The organism is Ructibacterium sp. SJQ-7 (genome assembly GCF_054696575.1).
In genome coordinates this window covers 2,034,036-2,051,501 of sequence record NZ_CP195193.1, presented here as the reverse complement: position 1 = coordinate 2,051,501, position 17,466 = coordinate 2,034,036, and the positions used below count along the sequence as shown (strand labels likewise).

Sequence of the window (17,466 nt, the reverse complement as noted above, 5' to 3'; positions counted from 1 at the left end):
AAATTCGATTGGGTTTTCTTTTATTTTTCTATTTGCTTTACCTCTGCATACGGCTTCATATTTCCATTCCACACATATACATCTATACTGTCATATTCCGTATCACTCAAATCAACCTCCACCGTCATATTATGTATGTCATGTGTCACAATCTTTTTAAGTTCATTACCTTTTCTGAACGCAACATACATCACTTCGTCATCTTCTTCAAAATTAAGCAATACGATAAGTTTGTTATCTTTTATTCCACACTCAATTTTATTGTTCATTAAAACAGTCGGCATTGGTGTGACTGTCGGAGCAGCCGTTGGTGTTGCCGTTGGACTCAGTGTTGCTGTCGGTGTCGGTACTGTCGTAGGCGTTGCTGTTGGTGTTGCCGTTGGTGTCGCTGTCGGTACTGTCGTAGGCGTTGCTGTCGTTTTTACTGTTGGTGTTGCCGTTGGTGTCGCTGTCGGCATAATTGCCTTAACCGCATTATACGCATTCAATCTTCCGCCGCTTATAACTTTACCTGTAAGTGCCGAAAGCTTGTCTGAACTCGAACACAAAGTTTCTTTAATTTCTTTTGCCGAAATATTCGGATTTACTGCACGCATTACCGCAACAGCACTTGCAACCATAGGTGTAGCCATAGAAGTTCCCGACATTGTTCCGTAACTGCTTGTCGGAATTGTACTGTAAATAACTGTACCCGGTGCTGCAATATCAACACTTGTTGCACCGTAATGCGACGTACTGCTGAGTTCATCACTGCTTGTCGTGTTTGCAACAGAAATTACATTGTCAAGGTCTTTTGTAAGTTGTGACGGATATACTGCCACTTTGTCATTATCCGCTTGCGGTGTACTTGTCGCAATATTTCCCGCCGCAATAACAAAGAATATATCCGGCACCGCCTCAATCGCCGATTTAACGATACTCACCGAAGTACTTCCCCAACCTACACCGCCAAAACTGCAATTAATAATATTTATATCATTCTTTTTCGCGTAATTAATCCCTTCTATTATATAAGATAAAGTACTTTTACCACTGCTGTTAAAAATCTTTATTGATGCGATTTTGGCATTACGTGCAACAGACGCCACACCCTTGGAATTGTCGGTCACCGCACTCACAATACCTGCAACGTGGACGCCGTGATTACTCACATATGACACATCACCGTTACTGTCGCCGCAATTCCAACCATATATGTCATCAATATATCCGTTACCGTCATTGTCAATGCCGTCACCGACAATTTCTCCCGTATTCACCCATATATTATCAATTAAATCCTCGTGATTTGTCTGTATACCCGAATCCATAACTCCGACAGTCACATCAGAGCAATCAATATCAAAATCCCAAAGCTTTTTTGCACCGATTAAATCAAGCACAGCTTGTTTTCCGTTTTGATAGTACGTGTCATTAGGTTCGGAAAACTCATATACATTGTAGTTAGGCTCTGCATATTCAATATTCGGCATAGCCTTTAACTTTTCAATCGTATCTATAACATTTTCACGGCTCGGATTTTCCAAATCAAGTACATATATAATAGGCTCTGTTTTATCAGAAAACAAACTGATACTGCTTGCATCGTCACCGAAAATACATCTTGCATCACTGATATTCAATTCTTCAAACGGATCTGAACACATTGAAACAGCATCGGTAATCTGCGGTTTTAACTGCACAAGCACACTTCCGTAATCAAAATCCAACCCGTCATATTCATCTGCATAAACATTAATCCCCAGCCACATCATAGCCAATAACGCGGCAAAAAATATATATCTGAATCTTTTCATAACCATAGCTCCGCTTTTCAAATTGCTTTAATTTCAGTATATCACTCAATTTTTATAAAGTCAATTTAAACCTCGTTTTTCGCTTGACTTTTTTGTTTTACTATGGTAAAATATTAAGGTACTTTTGGAGAAGTATCGAAGCGGTCATAACGGGGCGCACTCGAAATGCGTTTGCCTTAACGGGCACGTGGGTTCGAATCCCACCTTCTCCGCCAAAGAGAATGCTGATTTTTAATCTGCATTCTTTTTTTACTATGTGAATTTTTATAAAGGAGTAAAACAATGCAGACAGAAGAAAAACAAATGAAGATGAGTTATCTTATAAAGCGCTTTGTACCGTATTTCAAAAAATACAAATGGATACTGATACTTGATCTAATCTGCGCGTCACTGACAACAGTTTGTGAGCTTGTATTCCCAATGCTCGTGCGTTACATAACAAATATGGGTATCAATAATATAGCAGGATTGACAGTCGGAATAATCCTAAAAATAGGGCTTTTCTATCTCATTTTAAGAATAATCGACTCTGCGGCAAATTTCTATATGGCTGACACAGGACATATTATGGGAGCAAAAATCGAAACAGATATGCGCCGTGACTTATTCGCGCACCTTGAAACGCTTTCACATTCATACTTTGCCGAACACAAAGTCGGACAAATTATGGCACGAATAACAAGCGACTTGTTTGATATAACAGAATTTGCGCACCACTGCCCCGAAGAATTTTTCATCGCTGCACTAAAAATAATCGTTTCATTTATAATTCTTTGCGGAGTAAACGTACCGCTTACGGTTATTGTGTTCGCATCACTTCCGCTTATATTCTGCTTTGTAAAATTCTTTAATACGCGTATGCGTAAAGCATTCAAGAAACAGCGTAACCAAATCGGCGAAATTAATTCACAGGTTGAGGATACATTGCTCGGTATAAGAGTGGTAAAGTCATTTGCGACAGAAGAACTTGAAGCTGAAAAATTTGAGGACGGCAACAAAAAATTTCTTGATACAAAAAAACTCGGATATTTCTATATGGCAGGTTTTCAAACATCAAACAGAGCCTTTGAGGGTGTAATGTATTTGATAGTCGTTGTTGCGGGTGCGTTGTTTATGATTAACGGCAAAATCTCCCCAGCCGACCTTACCGCATATCTTTTGTATGTAAGCACGCTCCTTGCCACTTTGCGTACAATCATTCAATTTACCGAACAATTCCAACGCGGTATGACAGGTATTGAGCGTTTCCTTGAAATTATGGACGCACCTGCCGAAATAAAAGAAAAAGAAAATGCCGACGAATTGAAAAATGTTCAAGGAAATATAACGTTTGAAAACGTTGGATTTCATTACAGTGACGATGATACAAACGTGCTGTCAAATATAAATCTTAATATCAAGAAAGGCGACAGCGTTGCACTTGTCGGTCCGTCAGGCGGCGGAAAAACTACGCTTTGTAACCTTATCCCTCGTTTTTATGACGTCACAGAAGGACGTATTTTAATTGACGGCAAGGATATAAAGAACGTCACATTAAATTCGCTCCGAAATTCAATCGGTGTCGTTCAACAGGACGTTTACTTGTTCTCGGGAACGGTCTTTGAAAACATTGCTTACGGATTAAACGGTGCAACACGCGAAGATGTTATAAACGCCGCCAAACTTGCAGGCGCACATGAATTTATTTCAAGCCTCGAAAACGGATATGACACATATGTCGGCGAACGTGGAGTTAAACTTTCGGGCGGTCAAAAGCAAAGAATAAGTATCGCAAGAGTATTCTTAAAAAATCCGCCTATACTTATTCTTGACGAAGCGACCTCCGCACTTGATAATGAAAGTGAAAAAATCGTGCAAGACTCACTCGAAAAACTTGCAAAAGGCAGAACAGTGTTCACAATCGCCCATAGACTTACAACAATCCGTAACGCAAATATGATTCTTGTTCTCACCGAAAACGGTATCGAAGAACAAGGCACACACCAAGAATTGATTGATAAAAAAGGATTGTACTACAACCTATATAGTATGTACACATCACTCTAGCAGAGCCTGTCGACAAAATGTTGACAGCTTCAAAAATCATAAAGTTCCTCCAAAGTCGAAACTTTAGATTTTAAGCCATTTCTGCCGCACAGGTCGTCAGAAATGATTTTCAATGAGGTTCACCACCTCAAACTCCAAAAAATAAAGTAGACAAAACCGTAACGGTTTTGTCTACAATCTAAAATGCGGTCGTTTTATACGACCGCATTTTTTAAAACTTAATCACCACATTACCGCAAATATTTGTGTCAGATGCGGTTTGAATAGCCTTTTCCAACTCATCAATCGAAAATTCGTGAGTAATAATACTCTCCAACTTCGGATTTGCAGCCATTATTTTCTCCACGTCAATCACGTCCTCAGGCAAATAACCGCCCGAACCGATAATACTTTTTTGAGCATAAGTGATATGTAGAAAATCCAAGTTTCGTATCGCATTATTCACCGCAACAGTAACAAATCTGCTCTCTATTTTGCCCTGCTCCATAAACAAATTCAATACACTCTCCGCACCTGCGGCGTCTATCCAACAGTCAATATTGGCAGTTTTACCTGTAAGTGACTTAGCCATACCGAAAAATTCTTTTGACTTTTCGGCAAAATCTTCACTCGCCATATTACAAACCTCAAAACCGAGTTTTTTGGCAATTTTAAGTCTGAAATCTGATAAATCGCAAATCATCACTTTGTCCATTCCGAAATATTTCAAAGCAACAGCCGCCGCAAAACCTATCGTGCCACAGCCGAAAACCACCGCCGACTGACCTTTTACATACGTTTTCTGACCGTTTTCGTCCGTACCGTTTGCAACCATTCCACGTCTTGCGGCTCTGCAACCGACAGTAAAAGGCTCAATAAGGCATGCCAACCTGTCTGAAATTCTGTCATCAATATTGTAAAGCGAATAATTTTTCACTGCATTTTCAACAAGTATATATTCCGAAAAACCGCCGATTGTACCTGCTCTGCGAGTATCCTTTTTGACAAATCGCGGATACGGATACACCCTTTCACCGACAAAAAAATCTTTCACATTTTTACCTATCCGAACAACCTTTGAAACAGTTTCGTGACCGAACTCACCGTCCACGTCAATTTTATGCCCCGTATTCGGACCGTGATTGTACACCGCGACATCAGTACCGCAAATGCTCGAATAAATATTTTTAATCAGAACATCATTATCGCCGACAGTCGGAATATCCGTTTCACGAATTTCGATACTATTCTTCCCTAAATAAATTCCCGATTTCATCATTTCCTCCTAAAGGTTTTGTACATTTGATAATTATATTTTCAACGTCTTTTATCTCGTCAACGCAATCATTTTTCAGCCATTCGGTTATTATCGCAATAATGCCGTGAATGTAAAAAGTCGTCACATATTTTCTTTCAGGAACAGGGAAACGAAATCTTTCCAAAATCGGATTAAAAATATGTTCAAACATTCTTTGATAAGAATGTTCAAGATTTAACGTTGCGGTACGCTTCATGGCAGTCTGAAACAATTTTTTATTTTTCTTTATGTAGTTTAAATACGGCGTCAGATATTTTGACGAAACAAGCACCAAATCTTCAATCGGGCATTTTCCGATGCTTTCAAGAAAATTTGCCACTTTTATTTTGAAGTAAGATAAAAAATCATCATACATATATTCAATGCTTTCCGCGAGTAAATCCGTCATATTTTCATAGTGAAGATAGAATGTCGAACGATTTACATCCGCCCTTTTGCAAAGTTCCTTTACCGTAATATATTCAAAATCTTTTTCTTCAAGCAAAGCCAAAAATGCCTTGTCCATTTTAATTGCCGTATTAAAATATTTGCTTTCAGACTTGTTCATACTAAGCGTCCTTTCATTCTTTTTCGCTGATTTCTTTTGCAAGCTCCACGATTTCAAAAGCGTACTTTTTCTTGCTCTGTTCAACTAACTTCTTGTAAATAAGATAATTCACTCCCATTCCTGCCAAACCGATAATACCTATAATGATACCAAGCACGGTAAAAATCACCGTACCGCCGCCGATTACATTCATTGAAAGACACATTCCAACGCCTGCAATAAGCGCTGTGATAATTCCGAATGTATAGGTAAAAATCGTTGCAGGCATTTTTGCCTTTTGGTCAAGCTTTCTAAGCGCCGTAATTTTTGAATTATCTTTCGGAGCATACTCCTTCGCCAATGATTCCGCATAAATTTTGTCTGTGTTCATAATTGAAACCTCCTGAATATTTTTATGACTTTATTATAACGGAGGTATTAATCAAATCAAACAACACAATAAGCAGTTTTTGTTTATTTATAAAATAAAGCTGGCGATAAAATATCGTCAGCCTTATTAAACTTATAGTAGTGGTGCTACTAACCTTATAATATGTCCTAAAAGCTTTGTGAAAATATTAAAATGTTTAACGTCCTCTAATGTAATCTTCTGTGACAATTCAAGCGTGTCTTTGAAATCACGTTCAATATCCATAACCGCCGGTACATTAAGCATATAGGCCGCACATTCATAGTGAAGATACAAACTTCTGTAATCGTGGTTTACTGTGCCGACAATGGCTTTTTTACCGTCACTTATCGACATTTTCGCGTGAACAAAACCGGGTGTATATTCGTATATTTCTATACCTGCTTTCAAAAGTTCCTTATAATATGTTCTCGCAAGATAGAACGCATATTTCTTGTCGGGAATATGTGGCATTATAATCTTAACGTCAACGCCCCTTTGAGCCGCATACTTCATACACTCATACATCTCGTCATCAATAACAAGATACGGCGTCATTATATAAGTATATTCCGACGCATTGTTCAGATTATTTATATATGCACGCTTTCCGACATAAACTTCATCAAGCGGAGTATCGCCGAACGGTATTACAAATCCGTCCGTACTTACGGAATATTTTTTTGACGCTTGGATATATTCACCGCAATCCTCAATGTGTTCATCATTTACGTTCCACATTTCAAGAAACATCGCCGTAAATCCCGCGACCGCCTCGCCTCTGAGCATAAATCCCGTATCTTTCCAATGTCCGAAACGCATCTTTTCATTAATATATTCATCTGAAATATTTATCCCACCGCAAAATGCCACCGCACCGTCTATAACCATTATTTTTCTGTGGTCACGATTGTTTTGGTGAGTTGACAAAAGCGGTACAATCGGCGAAAATATACGACATTTAATCCCTTGTCTTTCAAGATATTCATTGTATTTTCGCGGAAGCGTCACGATACAGCCCATACCGTCATACATAACGCGAACTTCAACGCCCTGTTTAACTTTTTTCTTTAAAATTTCAAGAATTTCATTCCACATACGGCTCGTGTGATTTATAATAAAGAACTCCAAAAATATGAATTTCTCCGCTTTCAAAAGCTCCTTTTTCATATCCTCAAACATTCTCTCGCCTATGCTGTAATACTGTACACCTGTATTTGTGTAAGCAGGAGAACCGCCGTATTTCGATAAATACCTTGCAAAGCCGTCCTGATTTTTATCGGTCTGATAAATATTTTTCATAACATCATTGTCTTGAACAAGATACTTTTTGTTTGCCTCTTGAATATTCTTGTAATCGTCACCTATATTCATTGACACTCCCTGTGCCCTTGTAAACAGATAAAACAAAGCACCGAATATAGGTATAATCGCAATAAGCGTTATCCACGTCATTTTAAAAGTAGATTCTTCTGTACGATTAATTTCAAATATTATAAGTACGGCACTCAAAACAGTCGAAAGACCGAACAAAACCTTTGAATAGTCGGAAATCCATATATACATTGCAACAAACGTAATAATTTGCATTAAAAGCATTACCATTGCAACGAATTTGTTTGAATATAAAAGTCTGTAAATCTTTTTCATTCAAAATCCTCCTTTCAAACGGCTATTTTAAATTTTTTATATACGCAAACGTTTTTTCTTCCCCTTCTTGCTGCAACATCATAAGCCACCCTTCAAGCAGCTTTGCAGTGTTTGGGTGCATACTTGTTTTAGCATTTCCCTTTAAGAAATATTCTATCGGATTATCGTTTGTATATTTGTCGTCCAAATAAATTTTTCCTGCCGCAACACGGTCGCAAAACATTTCTTTAACATATTTTAACGGCATTTCGACCGCCTCCATACGTCTTGTTTTGGGATTGTAGTCTGTCCAATATTCAAAGTGATGTTTGTTTCTTCCTTTGTGGTGCATCCAAGCCTTTGAATAACCGTATTCACGTCTTTCGCCCTCTGTCGGACTTCTGTCACCGAGATAAAATCTTGCTCCCGGTAAAAATTCAGTCGGTGAATATTTCGACAAATCGTGACGCATACCCTGCCACAAAATTCCGCACCTTAGGCAATGATACATTACCTTGTGACGGTGCCTTGTGATTGTCATAAAATGTTTTATAAAATGCCACATACAGTGATTCTTCCTTTTTCTATAATAGTTTATTATATCACAAATACCGACATTTTACAATACCAAAACGTTGCACCTCTCAAAACAAAAAAATCGGCTGCCAAAATTTCGGCAACCGATTTTCGATTAGTTACTTCTTCTTTCCATTTCCTTATAAATATCTTCCCAAGTCATACCGTTGTCAACCAGCATAACAGTAAGGTGATAAATAAGGTCAGCGGTTTCGTAGCTGATTTCGTCCTTATCGCGGTTTTTACCTGCAATAACAACTTCGGCAGCCTCCTCACCGACTTTTTTCAAAATCTTATCTTCGCCCTTATCGAACAAGTAATTTGTATAACTGCCCTCTTCAGGGTGTTCTTTTCTGTCCATAACTACAGCCTGTTCACGCGCAAATACATCTGTCTTAGTCTGTTCCTTTGCGTCCTCAACAAGCTTGCCGTCCTCAATCTTTCTGAAGAAACAACTTCTGTTTCCCGTATGACACGCAGGGCCGGCAGGATTAACAAGCACAACAAGACAATCGCAGTCGCAGTCAACGCGAACTTCTTTAACGTACATATAATTACCCGAAGTATCGCCCTTTACCCAAACTTCCTGTCTGCTTCTTGACCAAAAAGTTGCTCTGCCTGTTTCAAGAGTTTGCTTAATCGTGTCCGCATTCATATATGCAACCATAAGCACCTCGTTAGTTTCAATATTCTGCACAACTGCCGGAATAAGTCCGCTTGCGTCAAATTTAAGAGTATTTATTAATTCTTTCATTTATGTAATTCCCCTTTCAATTTATATAAAACAAATTTATTTCATTTCCATCAAGTTCCAATTCTTTGCTATATAGTCCACACCCGAAATTATTGTGAATACAACCGAAATCCAAATAAGTATATCTGAAATCAATTTAGGGTGTACACCTAAGAATGTATTCTGAATCGGAAGCAAAAGCATTGCAACGATAATTGCAACCATTTGCGTAACGGTTTTAAGTTTGCCCCACATACTTGCGGCAACAACCTTGCCCTCGCCTGCCGCAACAAGTCTTATGCCCGCAACCGCAAATTCTCTTACAAGCACAATCATCAACGCCCACACACTCATACGATCATAGTACATCAATATCAAAAATGCCGCTGTTGTAAGCACCTTATCTGCAAGCGGATCGACGAATTTGCCGAAAGTCGTGACTTGATTATACTTTCTCGCAACGTGACCGTCTATCGCGTCAGTTATCGACGCAAGTACAAAAACACCAAGTGCCGCATAATGACACGTTACGTTATCTATCATAAACAACACCATAAATATCGGTACAAGCACTACACGAATCATTGTAATTTTATTAGCTGTATTCATCAAATCACCTCCGCTTGACCTGTAAGGTCATATTCATCTGCGTCAAGAATTTTCACTTTTATAATATCGCCCGGAGTAACTTCTTCCTCCGTTGCAAAATATACTTTTCCGTCAACATCAATACTGTCGCCGCGACTTCTGCCGTAGAACAAGAAGCTTTCTTCATCGTATCCCTCAACCAAAACTTCAAGTGTTTTGCCAAGCTTAGCCTTGTTAAGTTCAAGCGATATTCCCTGTTGAAGTGTCATAAGTCTGTCAAGACGTTCTTCCTTGATTTCCTCATCAACCTGATTCGGAAAATCAGCCGCAGGAGTATCTTCTTCCTGTGAATATGTGAAAGCACCCATTCTGTCAAAACGCACCTTTTTAACAAATTCATAAAGGTCGTTAAACTGTTCCTCAGTTTCACCCGGAAAACCTACAATTATAGACGTTCTGATTGTGCAGTCAGGCATTTTTTCTCTTATTTTATTGATTCTCTCAACCATTTGTTCTTGAGTTGTACGTCTTGCCATACGTCTTAAAATCTCATTGTTGCCATGCTGTACGGGCATATCGATATAATTGCATATTTTATCATATTTAGCCATTGTATCAATAAGACTGTCCGTAATAGCCTCGGGATAGAAATAATGCACTCTTATCCACTTGATACCGTCAACCGTGACAAGTTTTTCAAGCAACTTATCAAGCGAATATTCGCCGTACAAATCTTTTCCGTAACGTGAAGTATCCTGTGCAATAAGTATAAGTTCCTTAACACCGTTTTTCGCAAGATTTTCAGCTTCTTCAACTATATCTTCAATTTTTCTGCTCCTAAAATGTCCTCTAATCATAGGAATAGCACAATAAGTACAGTTATTGTCACAACCGTCGGCAATTTTCAAATATGCCGTATATGACGGTGTTGACAAAATTCGCGGAAGCCGTTCATCCGGAGTTCTGTCATTATGACCGCATATTACAGGCTTTTCGCCCTTAAACGCCTCGCGGATAACCTCCGCGATTTTATCATAATCACCTGTTCCGACTATTGCGTCAACCTCGGGCAGTTCGATTAAAATATCACCGCTGTATCGTTCTGCCAAGCAACCTGTCGCAATAAGCAATCGGCATCTTCCGTTTTTGTATTGAGCCATTTCAAGTATAGCGTCTATTGATTCCTGTTTAGCCGACTCGATAAAACCGCAAGTATTTACGATTATGACATCGGCGTCCGACGGATTATACGTTATATTAAAACCGTCATTTGCCAATATACCGAGCATAATTTCGGCATCTGTCTGATTTTTCGCACAGCCAAGCGAAACAAGACCGATGTTATACATAAGTTTACTCTCCATATTTTTCTTTTATATTATCTATACAATTTTTAATGTCAGAAAAGCCGTAACCTCTGTACATAAAATATCGTATACATTTATCAATGTTTTTCTTTTCAAAGTCACCTTTAAGCCTTTTTTCAACAAGAGGCAAAAGCATATCTTCTTCGTCCTCATCAAGATACGAAACCGCCTCCTCAACGTATTCCGCATCTATACCCTTGCTGTAAAGCTCGGACTTAATACGTCTTTTACCGTATTTTTTCAAATTCTTTAAATCCTTTGCCTTTGCAATCGCATACTTTCTGTCGTCCAAAAAGCCGTAATTTCTGCAAAATTCAAGAATTTCATCTATATCTTCTTCCTTTGCACCGGCTCTTTTCAGCTTATCCGAAAGTTCACGCTCACTGTGCGAACGAAATTCAAGCAATCTCAAAGCCTTGTCTTTAGCCTCATCAAAGGTCAGTTCTTTTTTTTCTCTGTTATATCTCATAATACAAAGTAATCAAATAATTCTCCAAAATTAATTCCGCCGATAACCTTATCCTTGTATTTGCCTTTCAAATGGTCATATCCGCTCTGCATTTGCTCTGACTTAATGCCATAGCTAAGCGACATATATGCCTCAATGTATGCGGAAAGGTGGTCACATCCGCGTATAATCTGTCCGTCTATCGGATTGTATTTGTCTTCATTATACTTTTCGTTTATCAAGTCCGACGTAACCATATTGATTTCGCCGTCATCAATAATTTTAGAGTCAAATTCATTCTGCGTGTAATACTCTATCTCCCTGTGCCAAGCAGGCGGTAAAAGCGGATAAATAACTTCACGCATTTGTTCATCTTCTATTTCACTGATTATGCTGTCCAAACCCTTGACGCTGTTCTTTACCGGTGACACAATATCCCTTGTCAAAACCTCGGGTAAATCGTGAAAAAGCCCCGAAAAGAAGTTGTTTTCAAGACGTTTTCTGCAAGGATTGTCAAGTTCAAGCGACATAAAGTACGACAAAATCGCAACGACAAGCATATGCCCCATAACAAAAGTTTCGGGCATTCTTACCGCTTTTGCCCACCTTTGTTGGTATCTCAGCTTTCCTATAAGCGACAAAAACTCTTGAAGATACTTACTTCCGGCAAAATATCTGAAGCCGTGAAAAGTATCGCAAGCCGCCAATCCCTGTGCCATTTCGGTTTTAACCTGTTCTATACCGAAAGTCTGCGGATTCATAGGGTAAATTATTTTAAATTCCCAGTTGCTTGCATGGTAATGTGCGGCTTTTAAAATCTGTTTTTCAAGAGATGCGTAATCTTTATCAAGATAATACTTTTTCATTCTCTCAAAGAAACCGCCGCCGATACCGTCCATATGTTCTTCAAGCTCGGAAAGTACCCAATTATCTATTTGAAAGCCTTTTTCTTTTACAAGTTTATGATAAATAGGCGGTTTAATGTCAGTAAGCACAATTCTGTGGAAAAACTCAAATATTCCGCCCTCAATAAGCTTTATCATATTAACGCTTTCGCCCTCACACTTTGCAAGCACATAAGCATAAAACATCTTGTGTGCCTGCTTGTCAAGCTCCGTAAAGCCGGTCCAAGGACGTATATGGTCGTTCCAACGCTGAATAGATGCCGCCTCATACATCAGAGAAATAAGAGATTTTTTAATCATTTAATTTTACTCCATCACAATATTATAACCGTTCTTTTCAAGTACCTTAATAACTCTTTCGCCGTGTTCTCTGCCGCCGACTTCACAAGCAATATGAATAATTGCCTCGTTCGGATCAAGGTCTGCACTCAATCTGTCGTGCTGTACCATTACGATATTTGCGTTTGCCTCGGCAAGAATGTGTGAAAGATGTTCCAAACTTCCCGGAATATCAAGAAGTGTAGTCTTGAATTTAAGCTTTCTCTCACGCGTAACAAGACCAAGTTCGATAATTCTGTGAATAAAGCTAACATCAATGTTACCGCCAGAAAGTACGCAAGCGATTTTCTTACCCTTAACGTCAACCTTGTTGTTAAGAACAGCCGCAAGCGGTGTAGCACCGGCAGGTTCAACAACTTGCTTTGTTCTTTCAAGAAGCAGTAAAATAGCCTCTGAGATTTCCGCATCTGATACCGTTACAACATCATCTGCATACTTGTTGATAAGTTCAACAGTTTTGTCACCCGGTATTTTAACCGCAATACCGTCTGCGATAGTAACGGCAGAATCGGTAGTAACGTGTTTTTTCTCTTTAAATGAATTGTAAATTGCAGGAGCGCCCTCAGCTTGTACACCTATAATTTGTACACGCGGATTGATTTGCTTTATGCAAGCCGCAACACCGGCCAAAAGACCGCCGCCGCCAGCCGGTACAAGTACCATATCAACAGTAGGTAAATCCTCAAGAATTTCTATACCGATTGTACCTTGTCCTGCCATAACTTCAAGATCGTCATATGGGTGAAGGAAAGTTGCACCCTCTTTTTCTTGAATTTCAACCGCTTTTTTGTAAGCGTCGTCATAACAATCTCCGTAAAGCACTACCTTGGCACCGTAACCCTCTGTCGCACTCACCTTAGCGATAGGAGCAGACTTCGGCATAACGATAGTTGCGGGAATGTTGTGAACGTGTGACGCATATGCCACACCTTGTGCATGGTTGCCGGCAGATGAAGCAACGGCTGAAGTAATTTCGCCTCTTTCAACAAGTGCGGCAATCTTATTTGACGCACCTCTTATTTTAAATGAACCTGTTTTCTGTTGGTTCTCAAATTTTAAATATATCTCTCCGCCTGTCATGTCAGAGAAAGTTTTAGATGATTCAATCTTAGTTCTGTGAATAGTCGGCTCAAGACGTTTAGCCGCAAGTTCAATTTCTTTTAATTCCAAATCCATTTTTTTCGCAAGTCCTTTCTTACTTTTCCTTATCTTATAATTATACCGCAATTATATCTATTTTTCAATAGCAGATTTTATTTATATGCAAAATCATTATATTATTCACAAAATAATTCACTATCTCCCCTCCTCACCATCCTTTTTCTTCATATGCTTTCCATTCGGGCGGTCAATGACCGCCCCTACACACTCCCCTCTTTTTCCCTTCGTTTCGTAGGGGCGACCATCGGTCGCCCGTTATCCCATACACTTCCCGTTCGGTGGCATATGACCGCCCTACCCTCATTTCGCATGGGCGACTATTGGTCGCCCGTTATCCCATACACTTCCCACTCGGGCGGCCAATGACCGCCCCTACACATTTTTCTCTCTTCCCTCTCGTTTCGTAGGGGCGACCATTGGTCGCCCGTTATCCCATACACTTCCCACTCGGGCGGCCAATGACCGCCCCTACACATTTTTCTCTCTTCCCTCTCGTTTCGTAGGGGCGACCATTGGTCGCCCGTTATCCCATACACTTCCCACTCGGGCGGCCAATGACCGCCCCTACACACTTTTCCCCCTACCCCTCATTTCGTAGGGGCGACCATTGGTCGCCCACTTACCATACACAAAAATCCCACCATTCCCTCACCTTCCCTTGCAAACCGCCACAAAATATAGTATAATAAAGAAGTTGCATATAAAAATCGAAAGGAGTCACAATAAATGGAACAACCGAAAGAAAATAAAATGGGTACAATGCCTGTAAACAAGCTGCTTGTAACAATGTCACTGCCTATGGTTATATCAATGATAGTGCAAGCACTTTATAACATAGTCGACAGTATATTCGTATCAAGACTTTCCGAAGACGCATTGACAGCCGTTTCAATGGCATTTCCAATGCAAAACCTTATGATTTCCGTAGCAGTCGGAACAGGGGTAGGTATAAACGCAATGCTTTCACGCGCACTCGGCGAAAAAAAGTTTGAAGCGGCAAACAAGACCGCCGAAAACGGTATATTTATAGAAGTTCTCGGATATGTTTTATTTTTACTTATAGGAATTTTCGTAACAAAGCCGTTTTTTCTTGCACAAGCGGGTGCAGGCGATATTGCAAATATGGGTATTGAATATACAAGAATTTGTCTGCTTATGTCATTCGGTATATTTATGCAGATTGGTTTTGAAAGAATCCTTCAATCCACAGGACGAACAATATTCACAATGATAACACAGTCAACAGGTGCAATTATCAATATCATACTCGATCCTATATTAATTTTCGGTTTGTTCGGTATGCCGAAAATGGGTGTTGCCGGTGCGGCGATTGCGACTGTAACAGGTCAAATATGTGCGGCAATTCTTGCGATTACATTTAACCTTACCAAAAATCCCGATGTACATATCAGCTTTAAAGGTTTTAAACCGCAGATTATATTTGTAAAGAACATTCTTTCTGTCGGTATTCCTTCAATAATTATGTCGTCAGTCGGCTCTGCAATGACTTTCGGTATGAATAAAATTCTTATCACTTTTTCATCAACTGCCGTTGCGGTATTCGGTGTATACTTTAAACTTAACAGTTTTGTATTTATGCCTGTATTCGGTCTTAATAACGGTATGGTGCCGATTGTTTCATATAACTACGGCGCACAAAACAAAAAACGTCTTACAAAAACCATTAAGCTCGCAATTATGTATGCGGTTTGTATTATGCTTATAGGAATTATGCTGTTCCAATTTATGCCCGATGTACTTTTGAAATTGTTTGATGCATCAGACCATATGCTTGAAATCGGTATTCCGGCATTGAGAGTAATCAGCCTCAGCTTTGCATTTGCAGGTATATGTATAGTTATTTCATCAAGCCTGCAAGCATTGGGACACGGCTTTTTAAGTATGATGATTTCTATAACACGTCAGCTTATCATACTTCTTCCGTCAGCATATATCCTTGCAAAATTCGGCGGTATCCACGCAGTTTGGTGGTCATTCAACATTGCCGAAATCGGCTCATTGACGTTATCATTGTTATTCTTTAAACATATGTATAACAAGATAATTAAACATTTAGGAGAATAGTAAATATCCCCCGGCTATACCGGGGGATATTTATTTAGCATAGATTCTTTTATCACCTCTGATTAGTATTATTTCTGCTCAAATTTGGCAATAAAAAAAACAAACCGCATAATAATGCGATTTGTTTGCCGTTTTTGGTCGGGATGACAGGATTTGAACCTGCGGCCCCTACGTCCCGAACGTAGTGCTCTACCAAACTGAGCCACATCCCGATATGACCTATAAACAACATAAATTATTATACCACCACTCTTCCGCAAAGTCAACCACCAAAACAAAATTAATCCAATATTTTTTACAAAGTAAAAAGACGGATTGCTCCGTCTTTTTAAAAATCAGTTTCATCATCGTCTGCAACCGAAACAGGTTGTTTAACAATTTGTTTTTCTTCAATTTTTTCTTCAATTTTTTCTTCAATTTTTTCTTCAATTTTTTCTTCTTTTACTTCGTCCAAACTCGGTTTCTTCTTATTAAATATATGCGCAACGGTATCGTCTACAAGATAATGCGATATAAGCGCACACAACACAGCAATAGCATAAACCGCCGCAACATATCCCATATTACCCACCAAACCGATTTGCACGAATATATCAACAACAACCATATGATACAAATACAATCCGTACGACAAATCAAACTTAAATCTGATTTTACCGAAACTGTAACCGAAACCGACAGTCATAAGGCAAAGCAAAAGCACTTGAATCATATCCATATACTCGCCTATCCTCACGCCGAACCTGTCGCAATAAATCGCACGGGCAATAAACAAAATCACACACAATATTTTTGTTTTTGAAAGTATCGGCACGATTTTTTCACGATAGCGGTACATAAACCAACCTGCAAAATACATATAAAAATACGGCATACACGAATGTGAGATGATCAACCGTCCCGCTTCGGGCAATATTTCCTGTAAGTGTGGCACAACAAGATTAAGTGCCATAGACAGTATCATTACAAATATCCATACCCACAGTTTTCGATTTTTTAAAAATCTGTATATTATCGCAGTAATAATGTAAAACTGGACTGTAAATATCATTGTCCAAAGATTTGCTTGAAAATTTCCTATTCCGAAATTACTTATAAAATCCGGTTGTGGCAAATCCCGTATAAAAACAAGCTGTCCCAGAAACCACGTCACAAAAGTCTTGTTCAGCACAAACCCGCAAAATGCCGCCGCAACAATCACTCCGACAATTATACACACCCACAGCGACGGAATTATTCTAAGTACACGTTTTTTCAAAAACTCCCACGTGTTTTTACTTCTCTCCATAGATGCCGGAACCAAAAAACCGCTTATGCAAAACAGTACAACGACACCGTTCCACCAATCAAATACAGGCGACACTTCCTGTAATCTTATATGTCTGAATATGTGCAGAGTCATAACGTAAAACGCACTGTACAGTCTAAGCACATCAAAACAGTTGTTCGCAAAATCAAATTTAATCTGTTCTTTTACCTTGTTCATCACTTCACCCCAATACTTTTTGTCGTATATTCTTATTATATGTCATAAAATATTATTAGTCAAGTGAACAAAATA

15 protein-coding genes and 2 tRNA genes are annotated in these 17,466 nt (G+C 39.1%); 3 read left to right on the top strand and 14 right to left on the bottom strand.

Annotation, left to right across the window (positions count from 1 at the left end):
• Positions 1-20: 20 nt before the first annotated feature.
• Positions 21-1,796, bottom strand: a complete 1,776-nt coding sequence (locus ACSAMO_RS08865; RefSeq protein ID WP_499209154.1) for a S8 family peptidase — start codon at positions 1,794-1,796, stop codon at positions 21-23.
• A 126-nt stretch (positions 1,797-1,922) separates the two neighbouring features.
• Here ACSAMO_RS08865 and ACSAMO_RS08860 point away from each other — a divergent pair.
• Both ACSAMO_RS08860 and ACSAMO_RS08855 read left to right on the top strand, forming a co-directional pair.
• Positions 1,923-2,011, top strand: a tRNA-Ser gene (locus ACSAMO_RS08860).
• A 67-nt stretch (positions 2,012-2,078) separates the two neighbouring features.
• Positions 2,079-3,842, top strand: a complete 1,764-nt coding sequence (locus ACSAMO_RS08855) for an ABC transporter ATP-binding protein (protein ID WP_499209153.1) — start codon at positions 2,079-2,081, stop codon at positions 3,840-3,842.
• Between the two features lie 211 nt (positions 3,843-4,053).
• Here the strand turns inward: ACSAMO_RS08855 and ACSAMO_RS08850 are convergent, their stop codons facing one another.
• The 11 genes from ACSAMO_RS08850 to ilvA form a co-directional block, all read right to left on the bottom strand.
• Positions 4,054-5,097 (bottom strand): zinc-dependent alcohol dehydrogenase, encoded by a 1,044-nt coding sequence (locus ACSAMO_RS08850; protein ID WP_482489733.1) that lies wholly within the window; start codon positions 5,095-5,097, stop codon positions 4,054-4,056.
• Positions 5,066-5,686, bottom strand: a complete 621-nt coding sequence (locus tag ACSAMO_RS08845; RefSeq protein ID WP_499209152.1) for a TetR/AcrR family transcriptional regulator — start codon at positions 5,684-5,686, stop codon at positions 5,066-5,068. The genes ACSAMO_RS08850 and ACSAMO_RS08845 overlap by 32 nt, the downstream gene beginning before the upstream one ends.
• 13 nt (positions 5,687-5,699) lie before the next feature.
• On the bottom strand, positions 5,700-6,056 hold the full coding sequence (locus ACSAMO_RS08840) for a dihydropteridine reductase (protein WP_482489730.1): 357 nt from the start codon (positions 6,054-6,056) through the stop codon (positions 5,700-5,702).
• A 132-nt stretch (positions 6,057-6,188) separates the two neighbouring features.
• On the bottom strand, positions 6,189-7,724 hold the full coding sequence (cls, locus tag ACSAMO_RS08835; protein ID WP_022230849.1) for a cardiolipin synthase: 1,536 nt from the start codon (positions 7,722-7,724) through the stop codon (positions 6,189-6,191).
• A 22-nt stretch (positions 7,725-7,746) separates the two neighbouring features.
• Positions 7,747-8,268, bottom strand: a complete 522-nt coding sequence (locus ACSAMO_RS08830) for a DUF5662 family protein (protein ID WP_022230850.1) — start codon at positions 8,266-8,268, stop codon at positions 7,747-7,749.
• A gap of 126 nt (positions 8,269-8,394) precedes the next feature.
• Entirely contained in the window at positions 8,395-9,033 is a 639-nt protein-coding gene (gene hisIE, locus ACSAMO_RS08825; protein ID WP_022230851.1) for a bifunctional phosphoribosyl-AMP cyclohydrolase/phosphoribosyl-ATP diphosphatase HisIE, read from the bottom strand.
• A 36-nt stretch (positions 9,034-9,069) separates the two neighbouring features.
• On the bottom strand, positions 9,070-9,621 hold the full coding sequence (gene pgsA / locus ACSAMO_RS08820; protein WP_499209151.1) for a CDP-diacylglycerol--glycerol-3-phosphate 3-phosphatidyltransferase: 552 nt from the start codon (positions 9,619-9,621) through the stop codon (positions 9,070-9,072).
• On the bottom strand, positions 9,621-10,949 hold the full coding sequence (rimO, locus tag ACSAMO_RS08815) for a 30S ribosomal protein S12 methylthiotransferase RimO (protein WP_482489725.1): 1,329 nt from the start codon (positions 10,947-10,949) through the stop codon (positions 9,621-9,623). Before rimO ends, pgsA begins: the two co-directional genes overlap by 1 nt.
• Before the next feature lie 4 nt (positions 10,950-10,953).
• Positions 10,954-11,436: a regulatory protein RecX gene (locus ACSAMO_RS08810; RefSeq protein WP_499209150.1), complete on the bottom strand. Its 483-nt coding sequence runs from the start codon at positions 11,434-11,436 to the stop codon at positions 10,954-10,956.
• Complete coding sequence (locus ACSAMO_RS08805) at positions 11,433-12,620, bottom strand: HD domain-containing protein (RefSeq protein WP_412579438.1); 1,188 nt, start codon at positions 12,618-12,620, stop codon at positions 11,433-11,435. Before ACSAMO_RS08805 ends, ACSAMO_RS08810 begins: the two co-directional genes overlap by 4 nt.
• 6 nt (positions 12,621-12,626) lie before the next feature.
• Positions 12,627-13,835 carry a threonine ammonia-lyase gene (gene ilvA / locus ACSAMO_RS08800; protein ID WP_308456575.1) on the bottom strand — a complete coding sequence of 403 codons (1,209 nt, stop codon included), beginning with the start codon at positions 13,833-13,835 and terminating at the stop codon, positions 12,627-12,629.
• Positions 13,836-14,546: 711 nt separating this feature from the next.
• On the opposite strand from ilvA, the gene ACSAMO_RS08795 reads away from it, so the two are divergent.
• Complete coding sequence (locus ACSAMO_RS08795; protein ID WP_499209149.1) at positions 14,547-15,905, top strand: MATE family efflux transporter; 1,359 nt, start codon at positions 14,547-14,549, stop codon at positions 15,903-15,905.
• Between the two features lie 135 nt (positions 15,906-16,040).
• On the opposite strand, the gene ACSAMO_RS08790 is transcribed toward ACSAMO_RS08795, so the two are convergent.
• Positions 16,041-16,117: transfer RNA gene (locus ACSAMO_RS08790), tRNA-Pro, on the bottom strand.
• 116 nt (positions 16,118-16,233) lie between these two features.
• Positions 16,234-17,391: an acyltransferase family protein gene (locus ACSAMO_RS08785; protein ID WP_499209148.1), complete on the bottom strand. Its 1,158-nt coding sequence runs from the start codon at positions 17,389-17,391 to the stop codon at positions 16,234-16,236.
• Positions 17,392-17,466 lie beyond the last annotated feature (75 nt).